This is a genomic window from Asticcacaulis sp., from assembly GCF_027484505.1.
Classification (GTDB): domain Bacteria; phylum Pseudomonadota; class Alphaproteobacteria; order Caulobacterales; family Caulobacteraceae; genus Asticcacaulis.
The window spans coordinates 1-12368 of sequence record NZ_JAIXSV010000167.1 but is presented as its reverse complement, the minus strand read 5'-3'; the positions used below and the strand labels follow the sequence as shown (position 1 = coordinate 12368).

Here is a 12368-nt window from a genome sequence, read left to right as displayed (position 1 = left end):
GTAGCGATGCACTGGTTCTGGCCAATCCGATTGCCTCGGAACTGAACTGTATGCGCCCGTCCATCCTGCCGAACCTGCTGGAAGCCGCCGGGCGCAATGCGTCCAGGGGCTATCCCGGCGCGCAACTGTTTGAAATCGGGCCGGTCTATTTCGGCCTTGAACCCAATGATCAAAAGACGGTCATTGCCGCGCTGAAGGCCCCGGACAAGGCGCGTCACTGGGCCGCCACCGGTCAGGACGCGCTGTTCGCGCTGAAATCCGACCTGCTGGCCCTGCTGGAAGAACTCAATGTGCCGGTCGCCTCGCTGCAACTGGTGCAGGGGTCGAACAGCGACTGGTGGCATCCGGGCCGTTCGGCGCGCCTGCAACTGGGGCCGAAGACAGTGCTGGCCGAATTTGGCGAACTGCATCCGTCGGTGCTGAAGGCAATGGACCTTGACGGGGCTTATGTGGGCTTTGAAATCCGCCTCGACCTGCTACCGCAACCGAAAGCCAAGACCGGCAAGTCAAAAGGCGCGCTGAGCCTGTCCAACCTGATGCCGCTGACGCGCGACTTCGCCTTCCTCGTGCCGACGGGTACGGCGTCCGGCGATCTGGTGCGCGCCATCAAGGGCGCGGACAAGCTGCTGATCAGCGAGGCGCGCGTCTTCGACGTCTATCAGGGTCAGGGCGTGCCGGAAGGTCAGGTGTCACTGGCCGTCGAGGTGACGCTGCAACCGGCGGACAAGACCCTGACCGAGCCGGAAATCGACGCCGTGTCGCAAAAGATCGTCGCCGCCGCCCAAAAGGCCGGAGCCGTGTTGCGGGGGTAAAATTCTCCTCCCTGTGCCGAAGGCATGGGGAGGTGGCAGCGAAGCTGACGGAGGGGGATGACTCAGAAGAGGGAAAGAACAAAGAGCTTTGGTGTAGAAACGCCAGCTTTATCCCCCTCCGTCATTCTCGCTTTCACTCGAATGCCACCTCCCCATTGCTGCGCAACAGGGAGGAGAAAAAGTGAATACGTGTAATGCTCAGGCCTGAAGCTCAGCGATGATCTCGTCTACCACGCTCGATGGTACGAATTCACCGCGCTCAGCTTCCCCAAGCCCCCGCAGCAAGCCGGACATCACCTCGGCCTGCATCATGTCCTCTTCGATCAGACGCCGGATATAGTCAGCCGGGCTGCCCTCGGCCGATTGGGCATCGACAAAGGCGCTGATGTCATCAGGCAGGTCTATGTTGAGACGAACGGTCATGCCCACAGTGTCCGCCCAAGCTCCAGAATTGTCAACGTTATGGCCGCATCACCTGACGGCGGTAGAGATAGGCGGCGATCAGCAGCCCCACGCCCGACATCCCGGCCATCACCCAGTAGCCGCGTCCGCCCAGCGCGTCATAGACCGGCCCTGACGCGAGTGTGGACAGGCCCATCATCACCCCCGTCACCCAGGCGGCATTGAGCGTCTGAGCCAGACTTTCCGAGCCCTTCGGGGCCATACGATTGACCAGATCAAGCCCGGCCAGATAGCAGGCGGCAAACGAAAAAGCGTGCAGCGTCTGAAGCGGCCACAGCCCCCACACCGGCGGGGCAAACCCCATGATGAACCAGCGCACGACGCTTAAGCCCGCCGCCGCCAGCAGCAGCGTCCACGATCCGAAGCGATGTCTCAGACGAAACCCGAACATCAGGAACAGGATTTCCGCCGCCACCCCGGCCCCCCACAGATAGCCGCAGGCCGCCCCATCGAGCCCCTGTCCCTTCCACAGGATGGTCGAAAAGCCGTAATAGAAGGCGTGCGCCCCCTGCACGCAGCCCATGGCCGCCAGCAGCAGGACATAGACCGGATTGCCGAGCAGGGCCCTGACGCGCTGCGTCCCCGTCTCCTGCGGCAGATAGGCCGGGGCGCGGCCCCCACCCTCTTCGACGTGACGCGGCGCGCGGGGCAGGATGCACCACGCCGCCAGCGCGGCCGCAAAGCACAGCCCCACCACCCACACGATAATCAGATCGACACCCAGCAGGTTCAGACCATAACCGACCGCGATATTGGCACCGATAAAAGCGGCCGACCCCACGGCCCGTGGGCCGGTATAGGTGAAGCCTTCACGCTTCGACATCTGGATGGTCATGACATCCAGCAAGGGGCTGATCGTCGTGATGCAGCTATAGCCCACGGCCCATAAGGCGACGAACAGCCAGAAGCGCGCTTCACCGGCCAGCGGCCACAGCATCAGCCCGCCATAGGCCAGCCCGCCCGCTATGGCTAACCGGATCATGGGGGAACGGAACAGCGGGAATTTTTCGGCCCACACCCCCATGACCGGCCCGGTCACGGCGCGCAGCAGCAGCGGCAGGGCCAGAATCAGCCCGATCTGCGCCCCGCTCATGCCCTTTGAGGCGAACCACAGCGGCATATAGGGCAGGCTGGCCCCCGACCCGATAAAGATCAGGGCGTAGAAAAGGCTCTGCCGCTTTACGGTCGTCAGGGCAAAAAGGCTTGAATCGCTGCGCATAATGGGTCTTTGATCGGCGGCAACCGCCACAGCCCGCTGCACAAGTTTCCTTATGACCGATCAAGCCGTCGTCACATTGCCAAAAGGTCTCTATCCGGAGATCGAACCCTACGACACCGGCTATATGCCGACGGAGGGGAAACATCAAATCTATTATGAGCAAAGCGGTAACCCACAAGGGATTCCGGTGGTGGTGGTGCACGGCGGACCGGGCGGCGGGACCAGCCCCAACCTGCGCTGCTACTTCAATCCGAAGGCCTATCGCATCATTCTGTTTGATCAGCGCGGCTGCGGTAAGTCGCGGCCGCACGCCTCACAGGACCTGTCGCTGGAAGATAATACCACCTGGCATCTGGTCGCCGATATGGAAGCCCTGCGTGAGCGGCTGGGGGTCAAAAAATGGGTGGTGTTCGGCGGTTCGTGGGGCTCGACCCTGTCTCTGGCCTACGCCCTGACGCACACGCCGCGGGTGTCGGCCCTGATCCTGCGCGGTATCTTTCTGGTGCGGCAGTCGGAACTGGACTGGTTCTATCAGGGCGGCGCGGCCAACCTCTATCCCGACCTGTGGGAGCGTTTTGTGGCCCCGATCCCGCAAGACGAACGCGGTAACCTGCTGGCGGCCTATATCAAACGCCTGAACGGCGACGACGCGGCTGAGCGCGTGCGTTGCGCGCTGGCGTGGTCGGGCTGGGAAGGCGATACCTTGTCGATCGAAGGCCCGCCTGAGGCCCCGACCAAGTTCACCGATCCCGACTTTGCCGTGGCCTTTGCCCGCATCGAGTCGTGGTATTTCCAGAACCGCGGCTTCTTTGAAAGCGACAACTGGATTCTGGAAAACGTCCACAAACTCAGACACATTCCGGCGTGGATCGTACAGGGGCGCTATGATGTGGTAACGCCGATGACCTCGGCCTGGGACCTGCACCGCGCGTGGCCGGAGGCGAAGTTCCATCTGGTAAAGAAAGCCGGGCATTCCTCGTCCGATCCCGGCGTGCTCGATGGCCTCGTCGCGGCGGCGGATGAAGCCGTGCGGGTGGTGGGCTGAAATAATTTATTTCGTTGGGAGGGGATAATGGCAAGAATTGAAATCAATTGGGTAACAACTGATCACATAAGCATTTTTGAAGAGGCCCGCGAGTTAGGCTTCGATTTGAGAAAATTTAAATATCAAAATAAAAATGTACAAAATGCAATGAAAAAATCCACTGTGGATTCGATAATAAAAAAAATTCGCGACCGCTGGGTGGACGAGAACATTGAATTTAAAGATATAAAAAATGGCGTTTATATTATTTCTATATGTGATGGATTTTGCGTAAAATACACCAATTTTCCATCAGAAATAATGTACATAGGAAGAGGATCTATATCAAATAGAATTAGATCGCATTTGGCAAATTGGATATTTGAGATGTCACTATCATTAAGAGATGCGCCATTTAAATTTTACATGACACGTGTAGGCGACAGTCGATCTCCTAACGCATTTAAAGATTTTGAACATTATTTGTTGGAAACTTTTAATTCAAAATTTGGAGAAAAGCCCTTAATTAATAAAATTGGCGGCCGTTTAGGAAAAGTAGACCACACTTACAGTGGCGAATACATCAAACCTCTGGACAATAGAGGAAAGAATTATTTCTGGGAAATAAGACCAACTGAGCGTAACAAATGGTTTAAGAGAGTAGAAGATGAGTGAAGCACATTTGTGTATTCACCCCTTCTGTGGGATGCGCACCTCAAACGACGTGCCCGACGGCCCGGTGTCGATCAGCCGGACGTCGCCGCCGTGCGTCTGAGCCAGTTCGCGCGCAATGGCCAGCCCCAGCCCAGACCCACCCGGCGTCAGCGAGGCCGAAAACGGCTGAAACAGCTTGTCGCGCACGCGCTCAGGGATACCGGGCCCATTGTCGGAGAGGACCAGAATCACCTCCTCTGCCGTCTTGACCGCGCTGAGCGTCACGCGCCCCACCGTCTTACGGTTCGGCTGGTTCTCGATGGCCTGACGCGCATTGCGCATCAGATTGACCAGCAGGCGGTGAACGTGGTCGGGATCGGCCTCAAAGAAGAAGCCTTGCTCGGCCTTCAGCGAAAAGCGCACGCGGTCGGGGGTGCGGGCATTGAGCGCCAGACCGGCGTCTTCAGCCGCGGCCTCGGACAGGTCTTTCAGGCGCAAAATCTGGATACGCGGCGGGATTTCGTCCGTCTTGCCGTAGTTGAGCACGTTTTGCGCCAGCGTCAGCGCACGGTCCAGCGCCCGCTCCAGGCGCGGTAGGGCCTTGGTAACATTGGGGTCGCCGGAATAGGCCAGACGCTCCGACGCCATCTGCGCCGCGGTCAGCATGTTGCGGAGGTCGTGGCTGATCTTCGACACCGCTTGCCCCAGCGCAGCTAGTCGCGCCCGGGTACGCAGCGCGTGGCCGACTTCCTGCTGCATCTTGAACAGTTCTTCTTCAATCTGCCCGATCTCGTCGTGGCGACCGGACAGTTGCGGCACGGCGGCGCTGTCTTCCGGGTTTTCCTTGAAGCGCGCAATCGAGCGCGTCAGTTGCCGCACCGGGCGCACCACGAAGAAGGACAGGGCGGCAAAGATCAGGGCACCGGCGACCAGCGAAATCAGCAGCGACAGGCGCAGGATCGAGCCCAGTTGCTCTCGCAGTTCCTGCTTCAACGGCTCCGCCGGCACGACGATTTCGATAATGTCGGTCCCTTTACGCACCTTGGGCACGGCTTCGGTGCGGATCAGCCGGTCTTCGCGCCCGGACAAAGTCTTCCACGGCCCCCACAGATAGGTCAGGTCGTCGCTGAGGCCGCGCGTCTGATGGCGGATGTCGATGACGTCGGGCTCAACCGTGCTGCGCGGGTCACGCAGCACAAACTGCACGCCGCCGCTTTGCAGGGCGAGGTAGGAGGCCCCGACGCTGTTGAGCAACTGGCTCGACAATTCACGTGACACCGCCCCTTCGGCCGAAGCATCGAGCGCCAGAGAGGCGATTTCGGCCTGACGCACGCGGTCGATCAGCCAGCGCTCCTGATAGGCGGCGAGCGTCGGCACCATGATGATGACCACCATCACCGCCACGAACACCGCCGTCAAAGCCAGCAAATGGCCGGACAGACCGCTGAAAAACGAACGGAAATCGGTCCAGCCGCGTTTCAGATGCGGTTTGAGCGCCTTCCAGCGTTTGGCCAGAAAGGCTTGCAGGCTCTGGTCACGCCATTTGCGGGGGCGTGGCGAGGCCGCTGTGCCGTCCTCCGCCTCACGCGACAGCCCTGCGGCGACGCGGAACCGTCGCCCCGGCGTCAGGTCGGGACGCGGGCCGGTTTCGGCTAAGGTTTCGCTCAGATCGCTCGACATTGCGCTCGGATAAGGTGGCGTAGGCACACATATTAACACAAATCCGTGAAGGGTCAGTGTAAAATCACCCGGCACGCGCTCACGGCGTCATAAAGATTCTGCGCCCAAGGTGCGAATCCCGGCGCATAGCCATTGACAAGGCTGCGCTCACGGTTTAGTGACGCCGCCTCTTCTTTCAACGATGGCTCGCACACACTGGGTTATCGTGTCCAAACCCCGGAGCTACAACCGTGAAACGCACTTACCAGCCGAGCCGTCTCGTCCGCAAGCGCCGCCACGGCTTCCGCGCGCGCATGGCCACCAAGAATGGCCAAAAAGTCGTCGCCCGTCGCCGTGCCAAGGGCCGCAAGCGCCTGACTGCCTAATAACCTCATACCGATAAATGGCCGCCATTTATCGGATATACATGAGGTGTCAAACGACGCAGTTCGGACAACCGACACTGAAAAAGGCCCTTGAAGCGATTCGAGGGCCTTTTTCGTTTGTGCTCATCCCTCCCTGCCCTTGGCGTGGAAGCTTAAGCGAGCGCGTTTTCTCCTCCCTGTTGCGAAGCAATGGGGAGGTGCTGAGCGTAGCGAAGCGGAGGGGGATGACTCAAGACCGTGCCTCAGCCCGAAACCCTGATCATTATGCGGCTGAATCACCAAGCCGTGGTGACAGTTTAAGATTTAATACAGCTATTTTCTCCTCCCTACGAAGTGGGGTATAGCGTAGCGAAAGTATAGCTTTCGCAAGCGATGGGCAGCGAGCGAAGCGAAGCTGACGGAGGGGTACAACCGTCCGTAAGATACCCCTCCGCCTCGTAAACTCGGCGCCTCCCCATAAAATGGGGAGGCGAAAGATCGCGAACATTAAATCGTCACTACACCCTAGATCATTATGATTTCTGGTAGAAACATAATGATCTAGATTTTTGTTTAGCCCCTCGCCGGGCGGTGGCTGCGCCACCTTGGCCGCCGCCTCAATGGCGGCTTGAGCGGAACGATTCCACTTGAAATCATTCCGCTCTAGAGAGGGTGGTAAGAACAGGGCCATCCCCCTCCACCGCTGCGCTGCGCTGGCGGTCACCCTCCCCACGGCTTACGCCGCAGGGAGGAGACAGGCCGCCGCGCCGGTTCCAGCGGCGATGATCGGGTATGGAGTCTATACATACCTTCCCAACCTTTCCCCCCAGATATAGGGAGGTATAAGAAAGCTGAATGACCTTTCCCGTTCTGAAAAACCGCAGCGATTTTCTGGCCGCCAACAAGGCCGCCTATCAGGCGCGCCCGACTGTGGTCATTCAGGCGCGCTTTCGCAATGACGGGGACGACACCATCCGCATCGGCTTTACCGCCACCAAAAAGACCGGCGGTTCGGTGGAACGCAACCGCGCCAAGCGCCGGATGCGCGAAGCCGCCCGCGCCCTTTTGCCCGACCTGGGCCGCCCCGGCCACGACTATGTCTTCATCGCCCGCGACGCAACCAAGTCCTGCCCGTGGCAAGGTTTGCTTGACGATGTCAAACGCGCCCTGATAAGGCTGTCGCCCAAAGTTTAACCCCTCTTCAGAGTCTCTCATGAAGCGCGACGACAATCGCAATATGTTCATCTTCCTCGCCCTCTCCATGGCGATCCTGTTCGGCTATCAGTTCTTTGTGGCCGGACCCAAGATGGAGAAGGAACGCGCCGCCGCCATGGCGCAGAAGAAGATCGAGGCCGCCAAGGCCCCCGTCGCCACGCCGGAGTCGCTGTTTGTCGAAGGCAAGCTGCCGCGCGATCAGGCGGTGGCCGCCACGCCGCGCGTCGCCATCGACTCGCCGGCGCTGAAGGGCTCGCTGTCTCTGGCCGGGGCGCGCATCGACGACCTGTTGCTCAAGCAATATAAAGAGACGCTGAAGGCGGACTCGCCCAATGTTGAGCTGTTCCGCCCGCAAGGGGCCGAGCACGCCTACTATGCCGAATCGGGCTGGGTCGGGGCCAATGTGCCGGGCCTGCCGTCGGGCAACAGCATGTGGACGCTGCTTTCGGGTAACGTGCTGTCGCCGGGCAAGGACGTGGTGCTGGGCTATGATGCGGGGACGGGTCTGCGCTTTGAACGCCGCCTGAGCCTTGATGACAAGTACATGATCACCGTCACCGACACCGTGGTCAACACCACGGGCGCGGCGGTGACGCTGGCCCCCTATGCCAATGTCGTGCGTCAGGGCGCGCCGGACACGCTCGGCAAGAACATGATCCTACACGAAGGCGGCATCGGTGCCTTCTCCAAAGACGCCACGGGCAAGGGTTACACCACGCCGGAATTCAAGTTCCATAACTGGGAAAAGGACGAGAAGAAGGCCAATTTCAAGGCCGACTCGACCGGTGGCTGGATGGGCCTGACCGACAAATACTGGCTGGCCGCCGTCATTCCGGATCAGAAGACCAAGATCCACGCCTCGATGAAGGCGACGGACCAGACGACCGCCAATGAAAAGGACTTCAACTTCCTCTATCAGGCCGGCTACGTAGCCGACGCCGTAACGGTGCAACCGGGCAAGCCGGTGAGCGTCACCTACCACATCTTTGCCGGTGCCAAGCAGGCCTCGCTTCTGGCCGCCTATCAGGACAAGCTGAAGCTGCCGAGCTTTGACAAGGCCATCGACTGGGGCATGTTCTGGTTCTTCACCCGCCCGATGTTCTTCGTGCTGGACTTCCTGTTCAAATATGTCGGCAATTTCGGTCTGGCCATTCTGGGTCTCACCGTTCTGGTCAAGCTCATCTTCTTCCCGCTGGCGCATAAATCCTATGAGTCGATGACCAAGATGAAGATGCTTCAGCCCCAGGTCGAGGAGCTGAAGAAGAAGCACGAAGGCAATCCGCAGCAGATGCAGATTGAAATGATGGGCCTTTACCAGAAGGAAAAGGTCAATCCGATGTCGGGCTGTCTGCCCATCTTCGTGCAGATGCCGGTCTTCTATGCCCTGTATAAGGTGCTGTTCGTCACCATCGAAATGCGCCACGCGCCCTTCTTCGGTTGGATTCAGGACCTGTCGGGCAAGGACCCGACGACGATGTTCAACCTGTTCGGCCTGCTGCCCTACGATCCGGCCACCCTGCCGGTCATCGGCGGGCTGATGGCCACCTCGCTGCATATCGGTATCCTGCCGCTGCTCTACGGCGCGTCGATGTGGCTGTCGCAAAGCATGAACCCGCCGATGCCGGACCCCATGCAGCGCAAGATCTTCGCCTTCATGCCGGTGATGTTCACCTTCATCATGGCGCCGTTTGCCTCGGGCCTTTTGATCTACTGGATCTGGAACAACGTCCTGACCGTGGCGCAGCAATATATGCTGATGCGTCAGATGGGCGTTGAAAACCCGATCGACACCCTGCTGGGCAAGGTCGCCAAAACCAAGCCCAAGTCCGAAGCGGCCCATGTCATCGAGGTGGCCGAAGAAGCCATCCACGAAGGCGAAGTGACGCAAGCCACCCCGGCCCGCAAGCGCAAGCCGGCGGCCACGGGCAGCTCAGCGGGCGGCACCAAGCGCACGCGGACGAAAAAGGACTAAGCTGTGGTGACAATTTAAGATTTAACGCGGTTTCTCCTCCCTACGCTTGCGTGGGGAGGTGGCAGCGAGCGAAGCGAAGCTGACGGAGGGGTATAAGGCTTTAAGATACCCCTCCGCCTCGTAAACTCGGCACCTCCCCATAAAATGGGGAGGAGGAAGATCGCAAACCTTAGTTCGTCAATATAGCCTAAGGCGATCCGTTATACTTCCCTGCCTTTGGCGGGGAGAACCAGTCCCTTCTTATACCTCCCTGCACGGAGTGCGGGGAGGGGGACCGCACGAGATTGCCGAAGGCAAGCGAGATGTGGTGGTGGGGTGTTAGGTCATAAAGCACAAAGCTAATGGCCTTTGAAATTTTGGAGTCGCCCCCCTCCGCTTGCTCGTTTCACTCGCATCCCATCGCTTGTGAAAGCTATACTTTCCCTGCGCTATACCCCATTGCTTCGCAACAGGGAGGAGGGAAAAGCGGATATTTTCATACCTCCCCAACCTGTTGGGAGGTACAGGTTTTAAAGGCCCGTCCATGACCGACGAAACGCAAAATACCCCTGAGCAGGCCCCCGCCGCTGAGGCTCCTGATGAGGCGCTCTATTCCGCCGAGACCCTAGAAGCCGCCCGCGTGCTGTTTGCGCGCCCGGCCACCTTCATGATGGGCGCGGCCAAGATCGAGCAACTGCCCGCCGCCGACCTGCCCGAAGTGACCTTTGCCGGGCGCTCCAATGTCGGCAAGTCGAGCCTGATCAACGCGCTGGTCGGGCAAAACCACCTGGCGCGCGCCTCCAACGAGCCGGGCCGCACGCGCGAAGTCAACTTCTTCGTACTGGACGAAAAGCTGCGACTGGTCGATCTGCCCGGCTATGGCTGGGCCAAGGCGTCGAAGGCCGAGGTGAAGAAGTTCCAGAATCTGGGGCGCGACTATCTGCGCGGCCGTCCGAACCTCAAACGCGCCTATCTGCTGATCGACGCGCGCCACGGGCTGAAAGCGGTCGATAATGAGCCGATGGACGCGCTGGATGTTGCCGCTGTCTCCTATCAAATCGTCCTGACCAAGGCCGACAAGATCAAGCCGCACGAGCTGAAAGCCGTCATTGAGAAGACGCAGGCGCAGATCAAAAAGCGCCCGGCGGCGCACCCGGTGGTGCTGGCGACCTCTTCGGAAAAAGGCCACGGCATCCCCGAACTGCGCGCCGAGATCATGACGACCTGCGCGGTCGCGCCGTAAGTCTCATTCATACCTCCCCAACTCGTTGGGGAGGGGGACCGCACGACGCCGCGTTTAGCGGCTAGATGCGGTGGTGGGGGTTCTTACTTCGGATCGCGCGTGCTGAACCTTGCCTACGGCGTCTTACGCATATCGAACCATCCCCCGGATCGTTCGATAGCTCACCCCACCACCACATCTCACCTGCCTGACGGCAGGCTCGTGCGGTCCCATCGCTGGCGAAAGCTATACTTTCGCGGGGCGCTATACCCCGCCAAAGGCAGGGAGGTATAAGATAGCGCTCATGCACACGCCTTTTGACGGTTCGCAGCCCCTGTTTCGTATCGGTCTGGCCCCGCTGCGGGATGAGGCGTGGCTGGAGCGTGATGAGCGCCTGCCCCTCTATCTGGCGGAAAAAGAGCGCCTCTTGAGCCAGGACCGTGACGCTGTGTTCGGTGCGCAACCGGGCTCTGAGGCCGCTCAGGCCGAAGCGCTGCGCCTGATCGAAACCACGCTCAACGCCCCCGCCCCGCCCTCGGACGCCCCGTTGATTGGGGCGGCACGACTGGTGGCCGAAGACCTGGCGCTTCTGCAAAAATCGCCCGAAGGCTGGCGGCTGACGGCAGGCTGCATCTGCTTCCCCTCCTCGTGGTCGCTACCGGAAAAGCTGGGCAAGCCCCTGCATCAGGTACACGGCCCCGTGCCCGATTTTCAGACGGGAACGCGCAATGCGGCCATCATCGAGCGCATCTTTGACAATCTGCGTCCCGATGAGCCGGTCATCCGCTGGAACTGGTCGCTGTATGGCACGGACGCGCTGCACCACCCCCACCTGTCCCCGCCGCAGCGCTTCGGGAGCGGCGACCGCGCCGACACCGTCTATGTGCGTGTTGAGCGTCAAACCCTGCGTAAGCTGCCGCAGACGGGCGCAGTGCTGTTCACCATCGGCATCCACCTGACGCCGCTGGAGGCCATTGAGGCCCACCCGGAACGCGAACGCCTCACCGAAGGCCTGATCCGTCAGATCGAAGCCCTCGATGAGGCGCAAAGCGAATATAAGGGATTGCGCGCCGAGCGTGAGCGGCTCATCCTGCGCCTGAAAGGGAGATGAGGGATGAAACTGACGATGGCGATAACCGTCACGGCTTTAATAGCGCTGACGACACCGGTACAGGCAGGCACAGTTGGAGCCATCACACGCAGCGAGATCGATCAGGCCCATCTCGACGGTTGCGGCACGACGCTTTACCGCACGCCTGATTTTGAAAAAGGCCAACCGCCGATCCTCTGGCATGACGATTTTCAGACCGGGCTGATGCGGTGGAACGGTCAGCTTGTCACCCTGACCCTGCAAGGGGAACCGAAGTCGAGCGTCACCCCTGTGAGCCAGTTTGTCAGCGCCGACGGCGACCTGCGGGTGACACAGACTCTCAAGGTGACAAAGACGCTGGGCGAGGAGTTGTCCAATATGACCGGAACCCTGACCCTCACACAGCACGGCAAGTCGCAGACCGTGACCGTTTACGGTCAGAGCGGTTGCTGAGCATAGCTCCCTCTCCCCGTCAAACGGGGAGAAGAGAGTTACAGGTCTTCCTTGAGGATGGCCATTTCGAACATGTAGGAGCCTTCCTCGTCCTCATCGACATAGACGACGCCCGCAAAGTCTTCGCCGATATAGACCTCGGCAGAGTCCTTCTGCTTGCGGGCGCGGACCTCAAGGCCCTTGGTGCCGAAGGTCTGGGTCAGGTAGGCTTGCACCTTGGTGATTTCTGCGGGTGTCATGTG

12 protein-coding genes and 1 pseudogene are annotated in these 12368 nt (G+C 60.1%); 9 read left to right on the top strand and 4 right to left on the bottom strand.

The annotated features are described in order from the left end of the window. A pseudogene (locus Q0072_RS10585) lies at window positions 1–812 on the top strand (phenylalanine--tRNA ligase subunit beta); the annotation flags it as partial. Window positions 813–1010: 198 nt separating this feature from the next. On the opposite strand, the gene Q0072_RS10580 reads toward Q0072_RS10585, so the two are convergent. Together Q0072_RS10580 and Q0072_RS10575 are read right to left on the bottom strand one after the other, a co-directional pair. Further along, a complete protein-coding gene (locus tag Q0072_RS10580) occupies window positions 1011–1235 on the bottom strand; it encodes a hypothetical protein (RefSeq protein ID WP_298329553.1) in 225 nt (74 codons plus the stop codon). Window positions 1236–1272: 37 nt separating this feature from the next. Next, window positions 1273–2493 (bottom strand): MFS transporter, encoded by a 1221-nt coding sequence (locus tag Q0072_RS10575; protein WP_298329551.1) that lies wholly within the window; start codon window positions 2491–2493, stop codon window positions 1273–1275. Window positions 2494–2545: 52 nt separating this feature from the next. Here Q0072_RS10575 and pip point away from each other — a divergent pair, with 52 nt between their 5' ends. Both pip and Q0072_RS10565 read left to right on the top strand, forming a co-directional pair. Further along, the gene (pip, locus tag Q0072_RS10570; RefSeq protein WP_298329548.1) at window positions 2546–3538 is read left to right on the top strand and encodes a prolyl aminopeptidase; all 993 of its coding nucleotides are present in this window, start codon (window positions 2546–2548) and stop codon (window positions 3536–3538) included. 27 nt (window positions 3539–3565) lie between these two features. Further along, window positions 3566–4192 (top strand): hypothetical protein, encoded by a 627-nt coding sequence (locus Q0072_RS10565; protein ID WP_298329545.1) that lies wholly within the window; start codon window positions 3566–3568, stop codon window positions 4190–4192. 15 nt (window positions 4193–4207) lie between these two features. Here the strand turns inward: Q0072_RS10565 and Q0072_RS10560 are convergent, their stop codons facing one another. After that, on the bottom strand, window positions 4208–5851 hold the full coding sequence (locus Q0072_RS10560; protein WP_298329542.1) for a HAMP domain-containing sensor histidine kinase: 1644 nt from the start codon (window positions 5849–5851) through the stop codon (window positions 4208–4210). Window positions 5852–6081: 230 nt separating this feature from the next. On the opposite strand from Q0072_RS10560, the gene rpmH reads away from it, so the two are divergent. The 6 genes from rpmH to Q0072_RS10530 all read left to right on the top strand — a co-directional run bounded on the left by rpmH (window position 6082) and on the right by Q0072_RS10530 (window position 12126). Continuing rightward, window positions 6082–6216 (top strand): 50S ribosomal protein L34, encoded by a 135-nt coding sequence (rpmH, locus tag Q0072_RS10555; RefSeq protein WP_013479320.1) that lies wholly within the window; start codon window positions 6082–6084, stop codon window positions 6214–6216. Window positions 6217–7050: 834 nt separating this feature from the next. Continuing rightward, window positions 7051–7389 (top strand): ribonuclease P protein component, encoded by a 339-nt coding sequence (rnpA, locus tag Q0072_RS10550; RefSeq protein ID WP_298329538.1) that lies wholly within the window; start codon window positions 7051–7053, stop codon window positions 7387–7389. A 19-nt stretch (window positions 7390–7408) separates the two neighbouring features. Further along, window positions 7409–9382 carry a membrane protein insertase YidC gene (gene yidC, locus Q0072_RS10545; RefSeq protein WP_298329537.1) on the top strand — a complete coding sequence of 658 codons (1974 nt, stop codon included), beginning with the start codon at window positions 7409–7411 and terminating at the stop codon, window positions 9380–9382. A gap of 523 nt (window positions 9383–9905) precedes the next feature. Beyond that, window positions 9906–10604, top strand: a complete 699-nt coding sequence (yihA, locus tag Q0072_RS10540; RefSeq protein ID WP_298329535.1) for a ribosome biogenesis GTP-binding protein YihA/YsxC — start codon at window positions 9906–9908, stop codon at window positions 10602–10604. Window positions 10605–10887: 283 nt separating this feature from the next. Then, window positions 10888–11694 (top strand): DUF3445 domain-containing protein, encoded by an 807-nt coding sequence (locus tag Q0072_RS10535; RefSeq protein WP_298329532.1) that lies wholly within the window; start codon window positions 10888–10890, stop codon window positions 11692–11694. Between the two features lie 3 nt (window positions 11695–11697). Beyond that, window positions 11698–12126 carry a hypothetical protein gene (locus Q0072_RS10530; RefSeq protein ID WP_298329529.1) on the top strand — a complete coding sequence of 143 codons (429 nt, stop codon included), beginning with the start codon at window positions 11698–11700 and terminating at the stop codon, window positions 12124–12126. 38 nt (window positions 12127–12164) lie between these two features. On the opposite strand, the gene Q0072_RS10525 is transcribed toward Q0072_RS10530, so the two are convergent. After that, complete coding sequence (locus tag Q0072_RS10525; RefSeq protein WP_298329556.1) at window positions 12165–12365, bottom strand: DUF3126 family protein; 201 nt, start codon at window positions 12363–12365, stop codon at window positions 12165–12167. Between the last annotated feature and the right edge of the window lie 3 nt (window positions 12366–12368).